Origin of the sequence: Zoogloea ramigera, assembly GCF_006539865.1 — a bacterium.
Taxonomy (GTDB): Bacteria; Pseudomonadota; Gammaproteobacteria; order Burkholderiales; family Rhodocyclaceae; genus Zoogloea; species Zoogloea ramigera.
Map to the genome: position 1 here is coordinate 80,975 of NZ_BJNV01000004.1, position 21,663 is coordinate 102,637.

Sequence of the window (21,663 nt, forward strand, 5' to 3'; positions counted from 1 at the left end):
CTGCGGGCGGCCCCGTTCGATTGCGGCCCGCCCGATGATCATCGACAAGCTATTCGCCCTGATGGCCGAAAAGAAGGCCTCGGACATCTTCATCACGGTCGGCACGCCGATCCACATCAAGATCGACGGCAACACGGTGCCGATCAACCAGCAGGCCATGGATCCGACGATGATCCATCGCATGGCCTACGAGATGATGACGCCGGAACAGGTGGAGCGCTTCGAGACCACCCGGGAGATGAACCTCTCCTTCGGGAGGCGCGACATGGGCAACTTCCGGATCAACATCTTCTGGCAGCGCAACAGCATCGCCATCGTCGTGCGCTACATCGCCGGCGACATCCCCAAGCTCGACAACCTCGGCCTGCCGCCGGTGCTCTCCGACGTCATCATGGAGAAGCGCGGGCTGGTGCTGGTCGTCGGCGCCACCGGCTCGGGCAAGTCCACCACCATCGCCTCGATGCTGGACTACCGCAACGAGCACCGCTCCGGCCACATCCTGACCATCGAAGACCCGATCGAATATCTGTTCAAGCACAAGATGTCGATCGTCAACCAGCGCGAGATCGGCTCCGACACCGTCGACTGGCACAACGCCCTGCGCAACGCCATGCGCCAGGCCCCCGACTGCATCCTGATCGGCGAGATCCGCGACCGCGAGACCATGGCCGCCGCCCTCGCCTACGCGCAAACCGGCCACCTGTGCCTGGCCACGCTGCATGCCAACAACGCCTATCACGCCCTCAACCGGATCTTCAGCTTCTTCCCGACCGACGGCCGCACCCTGCTGTCCCTCGACCTGGCCGCCACCCTCAAGTGCATCATCTCCCAGCGCCTCGTCAAGCGGCCAGACGGCGGGCGCATCCCGGCCGTCGAGATCCTGCTCAACTCGCGCCAGGTGACCGAGCTCATCGAGCGGGGCGAGATCTCCGGCATCCGCGAGGCCATGGAGCAGAGCCTCGCCCAGGGCTCGCGCACCTTCGAGCAAGACCTGTTCCGCCTCTACAAGGACAAGGCCATCACCCTCGAAGAGGCCCTCGCCAACTCAGACTCGCCGACCAACCTGTCCTGGCTCATCAACAACGCCCAGTTCGGCAACGGCAACGCTGAAAAAGCGGCCAAGCCGCCCAGCGGCATCGACTTCGAGACCACCAACCCGGACGGCTCCTCCTTCCGCGAGTTCACCCTCGAGCTCGACAACGACTGATCCGGCCACCGCCCCGCCGCGCCCGGCCCCCGTGTCCGCCCGGGGCGACGCCATGCCCGCCGACTCACCACCGCCCATGACCACACCCACCCTCGACCTCACCCGCGCCCTCATCGCCCGCCCCTCGGTCACCCCCGAAGACGCCGGCTGCCTCGACCTCATCGCTGCCCGCCTCACGCCCCTCGGCTTCGTCTGCGAACGCATCGACGGCGGCGGCGTCAGCAACCTGTGGGCTCGCCGCGGCACCGCCGCCCCCCTCGTGGTGTTCGCCGGCCACACCGACGTGGTGCCCACCGGCCCCCTCGAGGCCTGGGCGTCCAACCCCTTCGAGCCCACCGAGCGCGATGGCATGCTCTTCGGCCGCGGCGCCGCCGACATGAAATCCTCGCTGGCCGCCTTCGTCACCGCCATCGAGGCCTTCGTTGCCGCCCACCCCCAGCACGCCGGCTCCATCGCGCTGCTGCTCACCTCCGACGAAGAAGGCGACGCCACCCACGGCACCACGCTGGTCGTCGAAACCCTCAAGGCCCGCGGCGAAACCCTCGACTACTGCATCGTCGGCGAGCCCACCTCCACGGCCACCCTCGGCGACACCATCAAGAACGGCCGCCGCGGCAGCCTCTCGGGCAAGCTCACCGTGAAGGGCGTGCAGGGCCACATCGCCTACCCCCAGCTCGCGAAGAACCCCATCCACCTGGCCGCCCCCGCGCTGGCCGAACTGGCCGCCGAGGTGTGGGACGAGGGCAACGAATACTTTCCGCCCACCTCCTGGCAGATGTCCAACATCAAGGCCGGCACCGGCGCCACCAACGTCATCCCCGGCACGCTCGAGGTGATGTTCAACTTCCGCTTCGCCACCGTGCACACCGCCGACGACCTCAAGGCCCGCGTGCACGCCGTCCTCGACCGCCACGGCCTCGACTACGACCTGGCCTGGACCCTCGGCGGCAAGCCCTTCCTCACCCCTCGCGGCGGCCTGGTGGCGGCCCTCGAAGGCGCGATCCGCGACACCCTGGCGATCACCCCCGAGCTCTCCACCACCGGCGGCACCTCCGACGGCCGCTTCATCGCCGAGATCTGCCCCCAGGTGGCCGAGTTCGGCCCAGTCAACGCCACCATCCACAAGCTCAACGAATGCATCGCCGTCGACGCCATCGAGCCCCTCTCGGCGATCTACCGGCGCACCCTCGAAAACCTGCTCACCGCATCGGACAAGGCATGACCCACGACCACGACCCCGCCCACGAAGACGAGCACGACCACGAACACGAGCACGGCCCGCTGGCCGAGCTGGTCACCGTGCGCGACTGGCTGCGCTACGCCGTCACCCGCTTCAACCGCGCCGGCTGCTTTTACGGCCATGGGCTGCAGGATGCCTACGACGAAGCCGTCTATCTCATCCTGCACACCCTCGCCCTGCCCCTCGACCGCCTCGAGCCCTTCCTCGACGCCTGCATCCCCGGCGACGAGCGCGAGGACATCCTCGAGGTCATCGAGAAGCGCGCCGTCGACCGCCTGCCCGCCGCTTACATTACCGGCGAAGCCTGGCTCGGCGAGTTCCGCTTCCAGGTGGACAAGCGCGTCATCATCCCGCGCTCCTATTTTGCCGAGCTGCTCCACGACGGCTTCACGCCCTGGGTCCAGGACCCCGACGCCGTCACCGCGGCCATGGACATGTGCACCGGCTCCGGCTGCCTGGCGATCCTGATGGCCTTCGCCTTCCCCAACGCCGAGATCGTCGCCGTCGACATCTCCCAGGACGCCCTCGACGTGGCCGCCGCCAACATCGCTGCCTACGGCCTCGAAGACCGCATCCGCCTGGTCAAGTCGGACGGCTTCGCGCAGGTGCCCGAGCAGCGCTTCGACTTCATCCTCAGCAACCCGCCCTACGTCACCCGCGAGGCCATGGACGCCCTGCCGGCCGAATACCTCCACGAGCCCGGCCTCGCCCTCGGCTCGGGCGAAGACGGCCTCGACCTGGTGCGCAAGCTGCTGGCCGATGCCCCCCGCTACCTTGCCCCCGAAGGCCTGCTGGCGATCGAAGTCGGGCACAACCGGGAGATCGTCGAAGAGGCTTTCCCGGCCCTCTCGCCTACATGGTTGTCGGCCCCCAGCGGCGACGACAAGATATTTGTCCTCGAAGCAGGTCAATTGTTGTAAAACGCGGTCCTGGTGAGGATTCGGTCATCCTCACCAGCATCAGATGGTGCTTATGATCTTGCATGGCTCGAAATTACTGTTTTCAGCACTTCAGACAGGTTTCGATAAAAATGACAAAAGCAAGGTCAAGGAGCACCTATGGCGACCGACCGCCCCATCCTCCTCGTCGAGGATAACCCTGACGACGAAGCCCTGACGCTTCGCGCGTTCAGCAAGAACAAGATCCCCAACCAGGTGGTAGTGGCACGGGACGGCGTCGAAGCCCTCGACTATCTTTTCTGCACGGGGCAATACGCGTCCCGCGACAGCCTCATCATGCCGGCCTTCGTGCTGCTCGACCTGAAGCTCCCGCGCATCGACGGGCTCGAGGTTCTGCGCCGCATCCGCGCCGACGAGCGCACCGCGCTGCTCCCGGTGGTGGTGCTCACCACCTCCAAGGAACACCAGGACATCTTCGAGGCCTACCGCCTCGGGGCCAACAGCTACATCCGCAAACCGGTGGATTTCGAGCGCTTCCTGCAGGCCGTCGGCCAGCTCGGGCTGTACTGGCTGTCCCTCAACGAACCCTCCGACCCCACGGCCCGCTGAAGCCCAGCGCTCGGGGCGCCGCAAGCCGGCGCCCTGCCTGCCAGCTAGCGGGCGAGCGCCTCGGCCCGCCGCACGAGCCGCTCGACGAGCGCATCGGCGGCAACGCGGCCGGGGCTCGAGCGCCCCACGCTGCGCCACGCCAGGCGCACCTCGCCGGGCGCATCGCGGCGCTGCTGGAGACTGACGGAAAGGGGACACAGGGCGATCTGGGCCCTGTCTTCGGTGAGCAGCTGCCAGGCGATGCGGCTGCTGCAGAACTGCACGATCTCGGCCCGCAGGAAGGGCGAGGTCAGGGGCGCGCTCGGGCCCGACGCCGCAGCCGTGCGCTGCAGCATGTCGTTGAAGGGAATCACGGCACTGACGACCAGGCCTTCCTCTTCGATGCTCTCTATCAAGGCCTCCCGCGCGGCCTGAAAATCAGTGCCGGGGAGCACCACGCTGACAATGTCGTCGGCGGCGACGACATGCCGGCTAAACGCAAAAAGCGCCAGCAACGCCGGCACACACCACACCAGCAGGGCGGAAGCCCACCGGGACGCCACTGGGAGCCCCCAGGGCCGGGCTTTGCCCAGCCCGCCCCCCGTGGGGGTCAAGGAAACTTGGGGCGGCCCTGCGTTTCCTTGAGAGGGCGCCCCGAACCGCGAGCGGAGCGGGCTTCCGGGCATGGCTCAGGCTGCAGCCATCAGAAGAAGATCAAACCGCCCAGCGACACGGTGCGGTTCTTGTTGTCGAAGTTGCTGTCCACCACGTTGCTGATCTTCTCGTCGTTGAACTCGCCCACCAGGGTAATGAACTTGTTCAGCGAATGATAGACGCCCACGGTGACCGCGCGGTTGGTGATCTGGTTCGAGGTGCCCGCACCGGTCAGCACAAAGCCGTCCTTGTCCTTGTTGGCGCCGTAGTTGATGCCGAACTTGGTGGCGCCCATCTTGTAGGTGCCCTGCAGGAAGTAACCCTGGGAGTCGGTCTTGTTGCCGGCCCCGTTGCTGCCGCCGAAGAACTGCGCGCCAACGGTGGACAGGCCCAGGCCCTTGCCCTGGAAGGCATACGCCACCGCCTCGAAGTTGCCCAGCGCCACCTTGCCGCCCAGCTCCATGCCGGTCGCCGAGAACGACTTGGTTGCGCACGGCGTGCTCGACGAGCAGCTGGTGCTCTGGCTCACCAGGCCGCCCCACACCTTGCCCGGCATGCCGCCCTTCCAGTCGTAATCCACCTTGGCCTGGAAGCCCGGCGTCTTGGTTTCGTCACCGGCAAAACGGCTCGGCTGGAAGATCCCCGCCGACGCCTGGAAGCCGCCCACCGCCGGCGTGGTGTAGGTGATCTGCGGCTGGAAGCCGGTGTACATGTAGCCGTGGCCGATCATCCCGAAGGTGGTGTTGTAGGGGATGCTGGCGTTGCTGGTGCCGCCCACGCCCAGCAGGGTCATGTCGGACAGGATGATGTTCTGGCCAAAGAGGCCGATGTCACGGCCGAACTTCAGGGTGCCCCACTCCGAGTTGCCGAACTGGAAGTAAACGTTGCGGGTGTCGATCTGGCTGTAGGGGTTGGCCGGGGTGCCGGAGCCCGGGTTCGGGTTGCCGATCGGCAGGCCCACGGTGTCGGAGTTGTTGTTGATGCCCGGCGCGAAGCTGATGTGCGCCTTGATATCCAGGCCCTGGCTGCGGGTCGTCGCGACGAAGTTGATCCAGCCCGGCAGCAGGCCGTTGGTCAGCGCGCTGTTGGTGGTGGACGTCTCGGCGCCGGTGGCCCGGTTGATCGACTTGGCATCGCGAACCACGTAGAAGCCGTTGATCGTGCCGTTGATGTCCAGCGTGACATCGTTCTGGGTGAAGCTCACGGCGTGGCTGGCGGTGCTCCCGCAGGCCAGCAGCGCAAGGACCAGCGGACGAAGGGACGGGGTTTTGTGCATGACGAGTCTCCTGATTTTTTTGGTGTCTTCCGCCCGCCTGGTGCGGCGGGCCATACCTCCCCAGCCACCGGCAAGGTGGCGTGGAAACATCTGGAGTGCGAAGCGCGTGCCAACCTTGCCGCCCCCTCCCCCACATCGCCCCCAAGCCCGGAAAGCCGCGCCGGCGCTGGGTTTCACGGCATGGCTCCAAAATTGAACAGCGCCCCGTTGAGCAATCGGCAGTTCATTTTCTGTACATCTGTTGCGGCGCTGGTCTTTAATGGAACAGCGTCTCGCCCACCGCTCCGGGCCCGCCCTGCCGCCACGACCCTGCGATGCCACCCCAAGGCCACGCGCTCAAGACACACGCGCCCGGGATCGCACCACAGGCCCTGATGCTGCGGGCACAAGGCAGCGAGATGAGCTTGCACGCCCTTGTGATCGCATCGCGAGGGCGTGTAATCAAGGCAAGCGGCCTTGTGATGAAGAAACGATAGGGTGCGATCGAATCACAAGGCCTTGCGATGCGATAAAAGGCTATCGTGATCAAATAACAGCCGCGTGTGATCGTGGTACAAGGGCTTGTGATAAGGCAACGATAGGGTGTGCTCAAATCACACGGCCTTGTGATGCGATAAAACGCTATCGTGATCGTGGTGCAAGGGCTTGTGATACGACAACTGGAAGGTGCAGTCGCATCACGAGGGCTTGTGATGGAGGGACCTGGATGGCTGTTCGCTGATGGGGGCCGGGGGCTTTCCGTTGTTTGGCGTCACATTGGCCGGGGCGCGCCCCGGCAGGCGCCCTACTTCTTTGCGTCGCCAAAGAAGTAGGCAAGAAAGGCGACCCCGCCGAGCCGGCCGTTTGCTCAAGCGTTGCTTGATCAAAAGACTCCCCTGCGCTGCTCGCATCGGGCGGCCGGCGCAGAACTCGCCCGCTGCGCGGGCTCAGACAGCTGCGCCGGAAGGCCCCGCCCAATGCTCCGCGGATCAAAGGCTCAGAAGGGGCTTTCAGCAGACACCGAGCCTTTGCTGAAGCGCCTGATGTCATCGGCGAGTGCGGTGTCGGGGTACGCTGCGCTAACCCGACCCTCTTGTGTAAGCAGCGAACTGACCGGAATTTTTGCTTTTGCGTCGATCACACATGCCCGTCCTGAAACACGAGGTGATTCCGGAAAGCCCCTTCCGAGCCGCCGAGCAGCGCAGCAACAGGCGGGGATGTCCGGCGCAGCTGTCTGAGCGGGCGCAGCCCGCGAGTTCTGCGCCGGCCGCCTGTTGTGAGCAGCGCAGGGGAGTCGTCTGATCAAGCGACAGCTTGAGCAGACGGCCGGCTCGGCGGGGTCGCCTTTCTTGCCTACTTCTTTGGCGACGCAAAGAAGTAGGCCGGCCGCCGGGCCGGGACCCGGCCAATGTGACGCCAAACAACGGAAAGCCCCCCAGCCCCCATCGGCGAACAGAAACCAACACCAAACCACCAAACCCGCTCTCAACGAAACCCAAGGCCATTGCCCCAACCGGCCTGGGAGGCCCTCAGAAGCTATACCGCGCACTCACCCCCGCCAGCCAGTTGCGCCCCGGCGCGCCTTCGTAGAAGCGGCCGTTGGTATCGCCGACGATCACCGAACCCACGTACTGACGATCGAACAGGTTGTCCACCCGCACGAAGCCGTTCATGCGCAGCGGGCCCATGCGCTTCTCGATGCCAGCCCGCAGGTTGGCGGCCACGTAGCCCGGGGCGGCCTGCAGGGTGTTGCTGTCCTCCACGAACACCTCGCTGCGGGCCACGCCCTCCACCGCCGCGTGGAAGCCGCTGCCCGGGTGGCGCCACACCAGCTCGCCAAACAGGCTGTGGGCAGCCACGCCGGGCAGGCGGCGGCCCGGTGCCACGGTGGCGTTCTGCACGCTGCTGGTGGCCGGGTTGTAGATGCGCGTCACGAAGGCCTCGTCGTAGCGGGCGTCGAGGTAGGTGTAGGCGATGCGGCTGGTGAAGTTGTGGGCCCAGCGGCTGTCGAGCGCCACCTCGACACCCTGGCGGGTGGTCTGGCCGGCGTTCTTGTAGCTGGTGCGCCCACCGAGGGCGCTGTCCACCACCAGCTCCTTGTTGGTCTGGATCTCGAACAGCGCCACATCCAGCCGGCTGTCATTGCCCACCCAGGCCTTCAGGCCGGCCTCGTAGTGGGTGCTGGTGGCCGCGTCGAGGCCGAAGTTGAAGGCCCCGCCGCTGCCCGAGTAGAACAGCTCGTTGAGAGTCGGCGTCTCGAAGCCGCGGGCGGCGCTGGCGTAGAGGTTCACCACCGGCGTGAGGCGGTACAGCACGCCCACCGAGGGGGTCGTCTTCTCGTAGTTGCGGCCGCCGCTGTCGTCGCCGTTCACGCCGCTGATGTAGCGGTCATCCACCTTGAAGGCCACCCGGCTGTGGCGCAGGCCACCATTCACCACCCAGTTGCCCGACGCCCACTCGGCCTGGGCGTACTGGTCGAAGCTGCTCACCTTGTCAGTCTCGGCGCGGCGCAGGCGGCCCTTCACGCCCAGCGTGCTGCCGACGAAGTTCTCGTAGCCCCGGCGGTCGTCCTCGGACTCCTCGTAGTCGACGCCCACGGTCGTCGTCAGCGCCCCGCCGGCCACCGCAAAGCGGCCGATCCAGCGCGCATTGACGCCCATGTAGTCGCGGTCGAAGTCGATCACACCGCCCGAATGGCGCGGGTTGCCCTGCACCCCGGTGGGAATCGACTGGTACTGGGTCACCGCCCGCTTGCCGGCGTAGGCCGACACCTCCACCCGCTGCTCGCCGAAGCGATGCACGTAATGAAGGCCGCCCTGCTGCTGGTCGATCGACTTGCGGGTGTTGAACTGCAGCGCCGACGGGTCGACGCTGCGCGGGTCGCGCAGATAGCTGGCCCAGCTGAGGCCCAGCGGGTCCTGGGCCTCCTGGCGGAAGCTGCTCGCCACCAGGGTCAGCTTGCCGTCGTCGCTGGGCGCCAGGCTCAGCTTGGCCAGCAGCTGGTCGCGCTCGGCGCGGCTGTGGTCGCGGTAGCCCTCGGTGGCAAAGCGCGAGGCGTCGAGCACGTAGCCCACCCCGCCGGCCTGCCCATCGGCCGCCAGGTCGGCCTTCCAGCTGCCGTAGCTGCCGGCGCTGAAACCGCCCTCCACGCTCGGCCGGCCCTTGCCCTCGCGGGTGAACAGCTGGATCACGCCCCCCGCCGAGTTGCCATACACGGCCGACATCGGGCCGCGCATTACCTCCAGGCGCTCGGCGCGGTCGAGGTTGAAGGTGGCCGCCTGGCCCTGGCCGTCGGGCATCGAGGCCGGAATGCCATCGGCCACCAGGCGCACGCCGCGCACCCCGAAGGCCGAGCGGGCACCGAAGCCGCGGGACGAGATCTGCAGGTCCTGGGCGTAGTTCTGCCGGTTGGCGACACTGATGCCGGGCACCCCGGCCAGCGCCTCGGAGGCGTTGACGCGGGCCTGGTCGGCGTTGATGCGCGCCGCATCCACCACCTCGATGGCGGCGGGCAGGTCGAAGGAGCGGGTCTCGACGCGGCTGCCGGTGACCACCACCGGGTCCAGCGTCAGGGCCCCGTCGGCCCAGCCCATGCAGGGGTAGCTGACGGCCAGCAGCAGGGCGAGCCGGGACGGGCGGAACAAGGGGGAAGGATGGTGCCGGCTCATGATTTCTCCTGGAGACAATGCCCGCCCCAGCGGGCCGGCCTGGCACCCATTATTCGCAAGCGCCCGCTGCCCCGCGTCCTGACGATCCGGCAATTGGGCTAGCGAAAATCTGTAGGGGCAAGATTGCTTGCCGCGGAGGTGGAACGAAGGATCTACGCCGATTCCACCGGCAGAGTGCGAGCAAGCTCGCACCTACAGGCGCTCGACGGCCGGTGCCGATCAAAACTCGCTCAATCCGGCTCATCCCCTTGTAGGTGCGAGCTTGCTCGCACAGCGCAGGCCAGATACCGGCAGCCCCTCGTTCCACCTCAGCGGGCGTGCTTGGTCGCTCCTGGCATCAGCCTTCGATCAGCCCGTTGCGCAGCGCCACCAGGGTGAGTTCGGCGGCGTTGTTCACCTGCAGCTTCTGCTTGATGTGGTAGAGGTGCGTGCCCACGGTACTGGCGCTGAGGCAGAAATCCTCCGCCACCTCGCCCACCGAGCGGCCCAGCGCGAGCTTCATGAAAACAGCGAGTTCCTTGGCGGTCAGCGACTCGACCGGGCTGGCGGTGCCCGACAGCTGGGCCAGCGCCACCACCTGGGCCAGCGCCGGGTCGAGGTAGCGCCGATCCCGCGCCACCTCGCCCACCGCACGCAAAAACTCCTCGGGCGAGGCGCGCTTGCACAGGTAGCCGCGGGCGCCGATGCGCATCGCCCGCACCGGCACGATGGCGTCCTCGTGGGCCGACAGCATCAGCACCCGGGCCTTCGGCGCCACCCCGAGCAGGCGCTCCAGCGCCGCCAGGCCGCCGATGCCGGGCATCGACACGTCCATCACCAGCACGTCCGGGCTGTGCTCGGCATACAGGCGGATGGCACCCTCGCCCCGCTCGGCCTCGGCCACCACCGTGGCCCCCACCCCTTCGAGGAGCAGCCTGAAACCCAGCCGCACCACCGCGTGGTCGTCGGCCAGCACGATGCGCAGGCCTTCCAGTTCATTACTCATGGACAGACTCCTCAAATGTCTTGGATGGCATGGCCGGCAGCCGCGCTTCGATCCGGAAGCCGCCGCCCGCCGCCCGGCCGGTGCTGAACTCACCGCCGAGCCCTTCGATGCGCTCGCCCATCCCGGCCAGCCCGAAGCCGCAGCCGGCCTGGGCCGAAGGCTGGCCGCTGCCGGCGCCGTCGTCCTGCAGCGACAGCCGCAGCCAGGCACCTTCGCGCACCACGGCAAACTCCACCCGGCTCGCGCGGGCGTGGCGCAGCACGTTGGTCAGCCCTTCCTGCACAGCGCGCAGGATCACCGCCGCCGTCTCGGCAGCCACCGGCCCGTCACCGAGCTCCAGGCGGGCCGTGAGGGTGATGCCGTCGTGGCGGGTACGCCAGCCGGCAAAGATCTGCTCCAGCCCCTCCGCCAGCCCGGTGGCCGACGGGCGCAGGCGCTGCAGGATGCGGCGCACGCCGTCCTGCATCTCGCCGGTGACGGCAACGATGCCCTGGGCCGGCACATGCAGCGCGGATTCGGCGGGCGCCCGCTGCACGATGGCGCCGGCCAGGGCACGCACCGCGGTGATGCCCTGGGCCAGCTCATCGTGCAGCTCGCAGGCGATGTCGCGGCGCTCGGCGGCGAGGCGGGCCTGCATGCGCTCGGCCAGCTCGCGCTGGGTGTCGAGACGCACGTTGTCATTCACCGCCGCCTGCAGGCGGTCGGCCATGCCGTTGAAGGCCCGCGACAGTCGCGCCAGCTCGGGCGTCGCAAAGCCCGGCAGGCGGGTGTCGAAGCGGCCCGCGCCGGTGCGGTCGAGGGCGCCCATCACCTGCTCCAGCGGGGAGAGCGCCCGGGCCAGCGCCGCCCGCACCGCGGCAAACAGGGCCAGCAGCAAGAGCAGGCCCCAGCCGGCCAGGGCCAGCAGCTCGTCCCAGGCGTCGAGCACCGCGCGGGAGGCGTCCGGGTGCAGGCTGAGCCGGAAGTCACCCAACGCGAAGTGGCGCACCGGCAGATCGAGGGCCACCAGCGCGGCGAACCACTCGGGCGCGGCGCGGCCGACCTTGTAGGTGGGCGGCGGCGAGACGTGACGCAGCACGCCGGCCCCGTCGCGGATCTCAAGCTGGTGGGCGCGCACCCGGCCCACCGAGGCCGCCACCGCCAGCAGGCGCGTGCCCTGCTCGTCGGCGGGCCGCGCTTCGAGGTCGGCCAGCACCACCTTCAGCCATTGCCCGGAGACCCGGGTGGCTGCCTCCACCTCCTCGTGGATCGCGCTGCGCGTACCCTGCAGCCACAGGCCCCCCAGCACCCCCAGCAGGCTGGCGGTGAGCAGGCACAGCACCAGGCCGACCCGGGTGTGCAGGCTGAGGCCGCCGGCACTGCGATACGTCGAGGAAACCGTGGAGGCGCTGCTCATCATCATCTCCCGCCGAACGAATAACGCACGCCCACCCAGGCGGCGCGGGGCGCGCCGGGGGCGACGAAGCTCTCGCGCCGCCAGTGGTCGGAGTTGGCCTGGAAGCTGCCGCCGACGAAGGGGTTCTCGGCCAGCGCGCCGCCGCTGGCATAGCGCCGGTCGAACAAATTGTTGATGCGCGCGAAGGCCTGCCAGCCGGCGCCCAGGCCCATCTCGGCGTTCACGTTGAGGACGGCGTAGCCGCCCACCTTGCCGGGGCCGTCAAACGTGCGCGTGGTCCCGCCTGCATCGGTGTAGGTGCCGGGGCGGTGGCTGTTGTTCTCGTTGCCGCGCAGGAGCTGGCTCGAGAAAGCCTGCAGGTCGGCGCCCAGGCGCAGCTGGTCGGTGGCGCGCCAGGCAAGGCCCAGCTTGACGCCGTGCTCCGGCAGGCCGGGCAGGCGGTCGCCCTTGCGCACCAGAATCTCGTCGTCCTGGCCGCCGCCGGTGCATTCGGGGGCGGTGCCGCGGGTGCTGTTGTTTTCGGCCAGGATGCAGGCCTGGGAGCGGAAGCTGGCCTGCAGCCAGGTGTAGCTGGCGTACCAGTCGACGCGGCGCAGGCGGCCGTCGAGGGAAAACTCCAGGCCCTGGCGCAGCGTCTTGCCGAAGTTGGTGAAGTAGCCGGCGCTGGTGGAGGTGCCGACGAACAGGATGTCGTCGCTATTCACAGTGCGGAAGGCGCCCGCGTTCCAGCGCATGTCGCCGGCCAGCTTGCCGCGCAGGCCGGCCTCCAGGGTGCGCGCGACGACCTGCTTGAGGTAGGGGTCGGCGGCCATCGAGTTGGGCAGCGAACAGGGGTTGGCCGGGTCGGCGCAGCCCAGTTCGATGGGCGACGGCACGCGGCTGCCCTGGCTGAAGCCGGCGTAGGCATTGAGCGCCGGGTTGAGCTGCCAGGAGAGGCCGAGGGCCGGGTTGAGCTTGTGGTACTTGTGGTCGCCGTCGAGGTTGGGCGGCGCCAGGTTGAGCTCGTCGCGGGTGGTGACGCGGCTCATGTTGTAGCGGGCCGAGCCGGTGAGGTGCAACGCCGGGGTGATCGACCAGGTGTCGGTGACAAAGAAGCTGGTGGTGCGGGTGGCGCCGGAGAGGCGGTTCTCCTCCTGCTCCCCGGCGAGGTTGACGATGCCGCGGCTGCTGTCAAGGTCGCCCAGCGCCTGGGTTTGCACGAAGCGCACCTGGGCGTAATCCCACGAGCCGCCCACCGCGAGCTGGTGGCGGGCGGTGGTGAGGTTCCACTGCAGCGCGGCGCCGGTACCACGCTGGGTGCTGCGGGTGCGGTTGTGGGCGCCGCTGGGCTGGGTGGGGTCGTCCTCGTAGGCGTCGTTCATGTCGCCGTTGAGGGTGCCGGTGCGGGTGCGGCGGTGATAGACGCTGCCCGACAGGCTCTGGGCATCGCCGAGCCACAGCTTGCCGTTGAGGGCGAGCTGGGTGAGCGAGTTACGGGTCTCGTCCGGGTGGGTGAAGATCGCCTCGCGCTCCCGGGCCAGCATCGACTGGGGCACCACGCCGTTGCCCACCAGGCGGCTGCGGGCGCGGGTCAGGCTGAGGTCGGCCTCGCCGTCGCGGTTGCGAAACGACAGCTTGCCGAACATCTGCTTCACGTCGGAGGGCGAGAAGTTGCGCCAGCCGTCCTCGCGGAACCAGTCGCCAGCGATGTAGGCGCCGAGGGTGCCGTCGTTGCCGCCGTACTCGATCTCGGTGTTGCTGCGCCCGAAGCTGCCGCCCGACACCTCGAGCTTGCCGCCCGGGTGCGAGAAGCCGCTCTTGGTGCGCAGGGCCAGCGCGCCGCCCAGGGTGTTGAGGCCGAACACCGGGTTGGAGCCGGGCACCAGGTCGATGCCGGCGATCGCCGAGTTGGGGATCAGGTCCCAGTTGACCGTGTCGCCGAAGGGCTCGTTCACGCGCACGCCGTCCACGTAGATCGACAGGCCCTGGGCGGTGCCGAGCAGCGGCGAGGCGGTGAAACCGCGGTAGTTGAGATCCATCTGGAAGGGGTTGCCCTGGATCTCGTTCACCGTCACCGCGGGCACCTGGCGCAGCATCTGGTCGGCCACGTGGAGGCTTTCGGCATCTTCCATGCGCTGGGCGTCGAGGGACTGGACGTTGGCCGGCAGGTGCAGGCGCGGCACCCCAACGCCGGCCAGCGGCGTGGTGCCGACCACCTCGATGCGCTCGGTGGTCACCACGGTCTGGGCGTGGGCCGGCAGGCCGAGGGTGGCGAGGGCGATTGCAGTGGCCCGGGCAATCGGGGTGAGGGCCAGGGCCGCCTGATGAGGTCTAGTTTTCATGTGGCTTTTCTGAGGCGGTAGGTGATGAGGACGACAACTTCGATCTCGGCGACTTCCAGCGCCTCGGGCAGCGGTGGCAGCTTGCCGTGGCCTTCGAGCAGGGCCAGGGCGTCCTGGTCGAGCACCTCGAAGCCGCTGGAGCGGTCGACGCGCACGCCGAGCAGCTGGCCCCGGCGCGCCACCCGCAGGCGCAGGCGGACTTCGCCCTCCCAGCCGCGCATCGCGGCGACGCGGGGGTATTCGTGTTCGCGGGCGAAGAGATCGGTGAGCTGGCGCCGGTAGCTGTCGATGGCCTCGGTGGAGGCACGCTGGGCGGTCGGGTGCGGGGGGGTGGCGGGCGGCGCCGCGGTGGCTTCGGCGGCGCGCGGTGCGGCGGCAAGTTCGGTGGGCATGGGGGGTGGGGTTACGGGCACGGCGACAGGTTCGGACGGCGTCGCCGGGCTCGCCGCCAGCGCCTGGCGCAAGGCCGGCCGCGCGGGCTGCGGCGTGGCCAGCACCGGCCGGGCTTCGGCCCGCTCGGCCCTGGGCGAACGCGGCGCGGCGGCGGGCGCTTGAAGGGCTTCTTGCACGGGCGCCGGCTGCGCGGCCGGTGCAGGGGCAGGCATCGAAACCTCCGGCATCACCAGGCGGATCGACGCCACGAGCTGCGGCATGGCCGGCGGCGTCACCGACGGCCGCGGCAGGGCCACGAACAGCGCGCCGTGCAGCAGCACCGACAGGCCCAGCATGTGCTGGAAGCGGCGGTCCGCCAGGGTATTCATTGGGCGCGGCCTTCCAGCACGTCCTGCTCGGCGGCGGGAAAGAGGTGGCCAACCGAGCGGCGGTATTCGCTGGCGGCAAGCGGCAGGCTGGCGAACTCGGGGGGCAGCGGGCGGGCCAGCACCTCGTTCATGTCGAGCCCGTCGCGGGCGGCCTGGCGCATGGCGTCGACCAGCCACACCAGCCAGGCCCGGGTTTCGCGGATCGGCGCGGCGCTGGTGGAGGGCTCGCCGTGGCCGGGCAGCAGCACCTTGAAGCCCAGCTCGCGGGTGAGCGCCTCGAGGCGGTCGAGGGCAGCCAGCCAGTGGGCAACGTTGGCGTGGGGCGTGGTGGGCGCGCGGCCATGGAAGACCAGGTCACCGGCGATCACCACCCCGCTCGCCTCGTCCACCACCACCAGGTCGGCGCCGGTGTGGCCGTCGAAGGCCAGCAGGCGCAGGCGGCGGCCGGCAATCTCCAGCGGGCCGGCGGCGAGGGTGCGCGTCGGCTGCTGCAGCTCGGTGCCCTTCATCCAGTCGCCGCTCATCCGGAACAGGTTCTCGGCGAAGGCGTCGCCCTCGGCGGCAATCGCCTGGCGCGTCTCCGCCAGCGCGCCGATGGGCACGCCGGCAAAGGCCTGGTTGCCCAGGAAGTGGTCCGGGTGGTGGTGGGTATTGATCACCAGCGCCACCGGCTTGTCGGTGACGGCGGCGATGGCCGCGCGCATCTGCTGCCCGTAGCGCAGCGACGAACCACTGTCGACCACGATCACACCGCCCGGCGCCACGATGAAGGCCGCGTTGGCGATGTTGCCGCCATTCACGGTGTCGAAATCTTCGGTGTGGCCGATGAAGGCATACACCCCGTCGGCCACGCGCCGGGCCTTGAGGCCATAGTCGAAGGCCGCCGCGACGGCGCTGCCGGCCAGCATCAGCAGCGCGAGGCCCATCAAGAGGTGGCGCTTCACGGTGCGATCCTCGCGTCGAAGGCGTTGCCGTTGTTGTCGCGGCCGCGGGCATCCACCGGGCCAGCGAGGGCGCCGCGCTGCAGCGTGAACACCGGGTTCTCGCTGACCGGCTCGAAGGTCTCGACCCGCATCAGGCGCTTGCCGGCGGCGTCGGTGAAGTTGATCTCTTCCAGGTGAAAGGCCGGCGTGCCCGCCACCAGCCCGGTGTCCATGGGGTGCACGATGCGCAGGCGCAGGCGGCCGGCGTTGGGGCCCTCGGTCCACTGGCGCCCGCTCACCTCGTTGAGGCGGCGCTGCCACTCGGTGGACGCCGCCGCCGCAGACGGCGCCGTGCAACCGCCACCGACGGTGTTCACCCAGGTGCCGCCCACATGCCAGCGGCCGTCGGCGGTGCGGGCCGCGGCGCGCACCGGGGTGGATTGCTGCAGCTTGACCCGAAAGCCCAGCTGGGCCGGCGCCTCCTGGGGGAAGAAGCGCAGCACCCGCACGATGGGGTTGAAGTCGGCGAAGACCAGCACCTCCTCGACCCCCGGCAGCGCCGTCGCGTCCACCGTGACGGGCACCTGCATCGGGTTCTCGGCGGTGGTCGGGGCGATGACGCGCACCCGGTCGTCGAACTCGAAGGGCGCGTCGGCCAGCACGCTGTGGTGCATGTCGCCCCAGCGCGCCGAATCGAGGGGGTCGACGCGGCCGGTCTGGGCCACCGCCAGCGACATCGCCGCCAGCAGCGCACAGAAGGCCGAGACCGAAAGGGTCCGTTGAAATTTCATGGTGTCTCGCTCCATATCGCCCTTTGCGGGCTTGTATAGAGAAATTCTCTGCAAGGGGCGTGCCAGGGGTTGGGAGGTGGGGCGCTGCGGCCTGGACGTGTCGGGTTACGCTGCGCTAACCCGACCTACCCCTCTAATTTGCTGCTGCGGGCGAGCGGATACGCCCCGGCACGTCGCCCATGAATCGCCCCCGCCCTGCTCCCACCTGTTCAACTGCGCAAGTTTTGAACACCCGGTGATATTTGGAGCACCGGGCAGTTGCTAGCGGGCAACGGCCCCGGAGCAAGCCCCAGGGCACCCGACGCCCCGCCCGCCCTACCGGCGGGCCGCCACAGCCTCAAAACCCTGCCGCTGGCACAGCCTTTGCAGAGGCGCAAGCCAGCCGGCGAACACATTCAGGGGAAGGATGGCCATTCGTCGGTTGGCCGGCCCCATCCGCAGGCCCGCGACCACTGGAAAAAACCTAGGAGACAATCCATGCAAAAAAACCCACACCCCAAGCGGAGTGCGATCTCCATCGCGCTGCTTGCCCTCGGCGCGCTCGCCTTCAACCCGGCCCAGGCCACCGTCACCGACGCCGACATCCTCAACGACGCCGCCACCAAGGGTGACGTGGTCAGCTTCGGCCTCGGCACCCAGGGCCAGCGCTTCAGCCCGATGAACCAGATCAACACCAAGACGGTGAAGAACCTGGTGCCGGCCTGGTCGATGTCGTTCGGCGGCGAGAAGCAGCGCGGCCAGGAGAGCCAGCCGGTGATCCACAACGGCAAGATGTTCGTCACCGCCTCGTACAGCCGCCTCTTCGCCGTCGACGCCAAGACCGGCAAGAAGCTGTGGAAGTACGAGCACCGCCTGCCCGACGGCATCATGCCCTGCTGCGACGTGATCAACCGCGGCGCCGCCCTGCATGGCGACCTCGTGATTTTCGCGACCCTCGACGCCCAGCTGGTGGCCCTCAACCAGAACACCGGCAAGGTGGTGTGGAAAGAGAAGCTCGGCGACTACGCCGCTGGCTACTCCGCCACCGCCGCCCCGATCGTTGCCAAGGGCAAGCTGATCACCGGCGTCTCCGGCGGTGAGTTCGGCGTGGTTGGCCGCATCGACGCCCGCGATCCGCAGACCGGCAAGCTGCTGTGGACCCGCCCGACCGTCGAAGGCCACATGGGCTACAAGTACGACGCCGACGGCAAGCAGATCGAGAACGGCATCTCCGGCACCACCAACGCCACCTGGGAAGGTGACCTCTGGAAGACCGGCGGCGCAGCCACCTGGAACGGCGCCACCTACGACCCCGAGACCAACCTGATCTTCGCCGGCACCGGCAACCCGGCCCCGTGGAACAGCCACCTGCGCCCCGGCGACAACCTGTTCTCGTCCTCCACCGTGGCCATCGACGCCGACACCGGCAAGATCGCCTGGCACTACCAGAACACCCCGCACGACGGCTGGGACTTCGACGGGGTGAACGAATTCATCTCCTTCGACTTCAAGGACCCGAAGACCGGCAAGGTCATCAAGGCCGGCGCCAAGGCCGACCGTAACGGCTTCTTCTTCGTGAACGACCGCACCAACGGCAAGCTGCTCGGCGCCTACCCGTTCGTCAAGAAGATCACCTGGGCCACCGGCTACAACCTCGAGACCGGCCGCCCCAACTACATCGAAGAAGGCCGTCCGGGCGACCCGACCGCCGGCGCCGATGGCAAGAAGGGCAAGGTCGTGTTCTCCGCCCCGTCCTTCCTGGGTGGCAAGAACCAGCAGCAGATGGGCTACAGCCCGCAGACCGGCCTGTTCTACGTGCCGGCCAACGAGTGGTCGATGGACATCTGGAACGAGCCCGTCGCCTACAAGAAGGGCGCTGCCTACCTGGGCGCCGGCTTCACCATCAAGGCCATCCACGACGACCACATCGGCGTGCTGCGCGCCATGGACCCGGCCACCGGCAAGATCGTGTGGGAGAACAAGAACTACGCTCCCCTGTGGGGCGGCGTGCTGTCCACCGGCGGCGGCCTGGTCTTCTATGGCACCCCCGAAGGCCTGCTGAAGGCCCTCGACGCCAAGACCGGCAAGGAGCTGTGGTCCTTCCAGACCGGCACCGGCATCGTGGCACCCCCGGTTACCTGGGAACAGGACGGCGAACAGATGGTTGCCGTCGTCACCGGCTGGGGCGGCGCCGTGCCGCTGTGGGGCGGCGACGTGGCCAAGCGGGTGAACTTCCTCGAGCAGGGCGGTTCCGTCTGGGTCTTCAAGCTGCACAAGGGCTCGTAAGCCCTGCCGGCCGGGGCGCTGCAGCAGCACGCGGCGCCCCGGCCGTTTTCACCACGCTCGCCACGACCTGAAGGAGAACTCATGTCCCCCCGCTTCATCCGCATCGGCGCCGCCAGCCTCGCCCTCTCGCTTGCCGGCCTGGCCGCGGCGGCCGAACACGCCACCCCGCGCGAAGCCCGCGCCCTGTTCGACCAGGCCGTCAAGTACCTGCAGGTCAATGGCCCGGACAAGGCCTGGAAAGCGTTCAACAACCGCAGCGGCCCCTTCGTCAAGAAAGACCTCTACGTTTACGTCATCGACCGCAAGGGCACCTACATCGCCAACGGCGCCGCCCCGGCCGAGCTCGTCGGCCTCAACGTGCTCGACACCGTCGACGCCGCCGGCACCCCGCTGTTCCGCCAGATGATCGCCGTCACCGACAAACAGCCCGAAGCCAACGTGCGCTACGTGTGGCTCAACCGCCAGAGCAACCGCGTCGAACCCAAGGTAGTCTGGCTGCACCGCGAAGGCGACTACGTGGTCGGCGTTGGCTACCACGCCCCCCGCTCCACCGCCGACGACGCCCGCAAGCTCCTCGACGCCGCCAGCGCCCAGGTGAAGAAGCTCGGCATGGCCCAGGCCGTCAAGAACTTCAACGCCCCCCGCGGCGGCTTCGTGCGTGACGACCTCTACGTGTTTGCCATCAACCTCGCCACCGGCAAGTTCGAAGCCCACGGCATGAACCCCAAGTGGACCGGCACCGACGCCACCGACCTCCACGACGTCGAAGGCCACCCGCTCGTCAGCGACATGCTGGCGATCGCCCGCGACAAGGGCGAAGGCACCGTGGACTACGTCTGGCGCAACCCGGTTACCAACGCCGTGGAACGCAAGCGCACCTTCGTGCGCCGCGAGAACGGCAGCCTCATCGGAGTGGGTTTCTACAACGAGTAAGGCGCACGGCCCCCCTGCCCGCCCCACGGCCCGCACCGCTCGGGTGTCGCCCCGGGCAGGGCGGTGACGCCCGGCGCCCGCGTCGCCCCCGACGGCTCGCGCACCGCCGGTGCGCCCGCAGCCTTCGCCCCCCTCCGAGGCAGCGGCCCGCCATGCACCTCTCCACCACCCTAAGCATCCGCCCGCGGGCCGCGGCCCCCGGCAAAGCCCCCGCCGCCGACCTCCTCGTCGACGGCTACCCCGCAGCGCGCACCGTGCCCGGCGCGGTGCTGGCGCTCGCCGTGGTGGTGGGCCGGCGTCACCTGCTGTTCCTCACCGACGACGTACCCTTTGAAGAGCTGCTCACGGTGCTGCTGCTGGGCGCCGACCTGCGCCCCCTCGACCGCGCCCCCTCGACCGCGCCACCATCGGCCGCGTCGATCAGGCCGGAGCGTTTGGCCAGCCCCGGCTCATCCCGCCGCGCAGGGTGGAGTTTGCCTTCTGCGGCGACGGCACCTGGGCCGTCGAAGTGCTCGACACCCCCCGGCTGCGGCTTCCGTTTGTGCCCGACGCCCCGGGCGTGAGCCGCCCCTTCGGGCTGCGGCGCCACTTCATCGTGAGCCTCAGCGCCGGCCCCCTGCGCTGAGCGGCCCGGCCTCGCCCCCCCCCCTCAGCGCGGCAGGCTCAGCGCCAGCTCGAACACCATCGCCACCACCACAAAGTTGCTGGCGGCGAACACCGCAAAGCGGTGCACCACGTGGTTGTAGCCCAGGTAGATCAGGCTGTGGGCCAGCCGCAGCGCCACGTACAGCCAGGCCAGCCCCAGCGCCAGCGGGCCCACCGTGGCGGTGACGTAGTACACCACGCACACCACATAGAACAGCGGCGGCACCTCGGTCAGGTTCATGAACACCCGGTTGGGCAGGGACACGTCCGAGGGCACCCGGGCCGACTCACCCTGGCAGAAGTCCGACACCGCCACCCGCCCCGCAAAGGCCGCCCGAAACCGCCGCACCGGCACCAGCAGCAGGACCAGAAAGGTCCACAGGATCAGGGCCAGCACCGGCCACAAAATCGCGTGTTGATTCATGCCTGCCCACCCGCCCGGCAGGCCTCCCACCGCGGCACCGCGGCGTGCCCCCTCAAAACGACGACCCCGGCGTCTGCAGAAACGCCGCCTCCTCGTCCGTCGACGCCCGCCCCAGCACCGCGTTTCGATGGGGGTAGCGTCCGAAGCGGTCGATGATCGCCTTGTGGCGCAGCTCGAAATCCAGATTGCCCTCCAGCCCCGGCTGGCTGAACAGCGCCACCGCCAGCGCGTGGATCGCCGCCGACTCGCTGTGCATGTAGGGCATGTACAAAAAAGCCCGCTCGGCCGGCGCCAGCAGCCGGTCGGCCCCCGCCGCCACCGCCTCCTGGGCCAGCCCCAGCGCCAGCGCGTCGTTGGCAAAGGCCTGCGCTTCGCCCCGGCGGATGTTGCGCGAGAACTGGTCCAGCACGATCACCTCGGCCAGCCGCCCGGCCGGCGTCGCGCGCCAGGCGTACAGCTCGCAGCGCGCCGCCGCCTGCAGCACGGCGCCAAAACGCGCGGCGATCAGGCGGTCGAAGTCATCGGACTTACTCCACCACTGGGCGGGCTGGATCTCGGAAAACCAGAAATCGAGGATGTCGGCGGGCGTGGTCAAGGCGAAACCTCCGGGGCAAAGCAAGGGTGAGTGGGTGCCAGATGAATGGCGTGCCGCAAGCATACCCCGGCGAGCCAAGCCTTCAACCCGCAAGGCGGCGACTGCCGGATGAA

Annotated in this window: 18 protein-coding genes; 7 read left to right on the top strand and 11 right to left on the bottom strand. The window is 68.9% G+C overall.

The window, feature by feature from the left end; all coding sequences use genetic code 11:
- Window positions 1-34 precede the first annotated feature (34 nt).
- The 4 genes from ZRA01_RS01395 (at window position 35) to ZRA01_RS01410 (ending at window position 3,955) form a co-directional block, all read left to right on the top strand.
- A complete protein-coding gene (locus ZRA01_RS01395; protein ID WP_141348958.1) occupies window positions 35-1,207 on the top strand; it encodes a PilT/PilU family type 4a pilus ATPase in 1,173 nt (390 codons plus the stop codon).
- Window positions 1,208-1,283: 76 nt separating this feature from the next.
- Window positions 1,284-2,429, top strand: coding sequence for a succinyl-diaminopimelate desuccinylase (gene dapE, locus ZRA01_RS01400; RefSeq protein ID WP_141348959.1), 1,146 nt, complete (start codon window positions 1,284-1,286; stop codon window positions 2,427-2,429).
- Window positions 2,426-3,367, top strand: a complete 942-nt coding sequence (prmB, locus tag ZRA01_RS01405; RefSeq protein ID WP_141348960.1) for a 50S ribosomal protein L3 N(5)-glutamine methyltransferase — start codon at window positions 2,426-2,428, stop codon at window positions 3,365-3,367. The genes dapE and prmB overlap by 4 nt, the downstream gene beginning before the upstream one ends.
- A 138-nt stretch (window positions 3,368-3,505) precedes the next feature.
- Complete coding sequence (locus ZRA01_RS01410; protein WP_141348961.1) at window positions 3,506-3,955, top strand: response regulator; 450 nt, start codon at window positions 3,506-3,508, stop codon at window positions 3,953-3,955.
- Between the two features lie 44 nt (window positions 3,956-3,999).
- On the opposite strand, the gene ZRA01_RS01415 is transcribed toward ZRA01_RS01410, so the two are convergent.
- From ZRA01_RS01415 to ZRA01_RS01455, 9 genes are all read right to left on the bottom strand, one after another.
- Complete coding sequence (locus tag ZRA01_RS01415) at window positions 4,000-4,458, bottom strand: DUF302 domain-containing protein (protein WP_170182863.1); 459 nt, start codon at window positions 4,456-4,458, stop codon at window positions 4,000-4,002.
- A gap of 179 nt (window positions 4,459-4,637) precedes the next feature.
- Window positions 4,638-5,864 (bottom strand): porin, encoded by a 1,227-nt coding sequence (locus ZRA01_RS01420; RefSeq protein WP_141348963.1) that lies wholly within the window; start codon window positions 5,862-5,864, stop codon window positions 4,638-4,640.
- Window positions 5,865-7,372: 1,508 nt separating this feature from the next.
- Window positions 7,373-9,511, bottom strand: a complete 2,139-nt coding sequence (locus ZRA01_RS01425; RefSeq protein WP_141348964.1) for a TonB-dependent receptor family protein — start codon at window positions 9,509-9,511, stop codon at window positions 7,373-7,375.
- Window positions 9,512-9,848: 337 nt separating this feature from the next.
- On the bottom strand, window positions 9,849-10,496 hold the full coding sequence (locus ZRA01_RS01430; protein ID WP_141348965.1) for a response regulator: 648 nt from the start codon (window positions 10,494-10,496) through the stop codon (window positions 9,849-9,851).
- A complete protein-coding gene (locus ZRA01_RS01435) occupies window positions 10,489-11,892 on the bottom strand; it encodes a HAMP domain-containing sensor histidine kinase (RefSeq protein WP_170182864.1) in 1,404 nt (467 codons plus the stop codon). Before ZRA01_RS01435 ends, ZRA01_RS01430 begins: the two co-directional genes overlap by 8 nt.
- A gap of 2 nt (window positions 11,893-11,894) precedes the next feature.
- On the bottom strand, window positions 11,895-14,213 hold the full coding sequence (locus ZRA01_RS01440) for a TonB-dependent receptor (RefSeq protein WP_141348967.1): 2,319 nt from the start codon (window positions 14,211-14,213) through the stop codon (window positions 11,895-11,897).
- Window positions 14,210-14,974, bottom strand: a complete 765-nt coding sequence (locus ZRA01_RS01445) for an energy transducer TonB family protein (protein ID WP_141348968.1) — start codon at window positions 14,972-14,974, stop codon at window positions 14,210-14,212. Before ZRA01_RS01445 ends, ZRA01_RS01440 begins: the two co-directional genes overlap by 4 nt.
- Window positions 14,971-15,918, bottom strand: a complete 948-nt coding sequence (locus tag ZRA01_RS01450) for a quinoprotein relay system zinc metallohydrolase 1 (RefSeq protein ID WP_141348969.1) — start codon at window positions 15,916-15,918, stop codon at window positions 14,971-14,973. Before ZRA01_RS01450 ends, ZRA01_RS01445 begins: the two co-directional genes overlap by 4 nt.
- Complete coding sequence (locus ZRA01_RS01455; RefSeq protein ID WP_141348970.1) at window positions 15,915-16,688, bottom strand: quinoprotein dehydrogenase-associated SoxYZ-like carrier; 774 nt, start codon at window positions 16,686-16,688, stop codon at window positions 15,915-15,917. Before ZRA01_RS01455 ends, ZRA01_RS01450 begins: the two co-directional genes overlap by 4 nt.
- 477 nt (window positions 16,689-17,165) lie before the next feature.
- Here ZRA01_RS01455 and ZRA01_RS01460 point away from each other — a divergent pair, with 477 nt between their 5' ends.
- The 3 genes from ZRA01_RS01460 (at window position 17,166) to ZRA01_RS01470 (ending at window position 20,449) form a co-directional block, all read left to right on the top strand.
- A complete protein-coding gene (locus ZRA01_RS01460) occupies window positions 17,166-18,953 on the top strand; it encodes a PQQ-dependent methanol/ethanol family dehydrogenase (protein WP_141348971.1) in 1,788 nt (595 codons plus the stop codon).
- Between the two features lie 81 nt (window positions 18,954-19,034).
- Window positions 19,035-19,886 carry a cache domain-containing protein gene (locus ZRA01_RS01465; protein ID WP_141348972.1) on the top strand — a complete coding sequence of 284 codons (852 nt, stop codon included), beginning with the start codon at window positions 19,035-19,037 and terminating at the stop codon, window positions 19,884-19,886.
- Between the two features lie 152 nt (window positions 19,887-20,038).
- On the top strand, window positions 20,039-20,449 hold the full coding sequence (locus ZRA01_RS01470; protein WP_141348973.1) for a hypothetical protein: 411 nt from the start codon (window positions 20,039-20,041) through the stop codon (window positions 20,447-20,449).
- A gap of 86 nt (window positions 20,450-20,535) precedes the next feature.
- Here ZRA01_RS01470 and ZRA01_RS01475 read toward each other — a convergent pair whose 3' ends face one another.
- Window positions 20,536-20,955 carry an MAPEG family protein gene (locus ZRA01_RS01475; RefSeq protein WP_141348974.1) on the bottom strand — a complete coding sequence of 140 codons (420 nt, stop codon included), beginning with the start codon at window positions 20,953-20,955 and terminating at the stop codon, window positions 20,536-20,538.
- A 52-nt stretch (window positions 20,956-21,007) separates the two neighbouring features.
- Window positions 21,008-21,550 carry a DUF924 family protein gene (locus ZRA01_RS01480; protein WP_141348975.1) on the bottom strand — a complete coding sequence of 181 codons (543 nt, stop codon included), beginning with the start codon at window positions 21,548-21,550 and terminating at the stop codon, window positions 21,008-21,010.
- Window positions 21,551-21,663 lie beyond the last annotated feature (113 nt).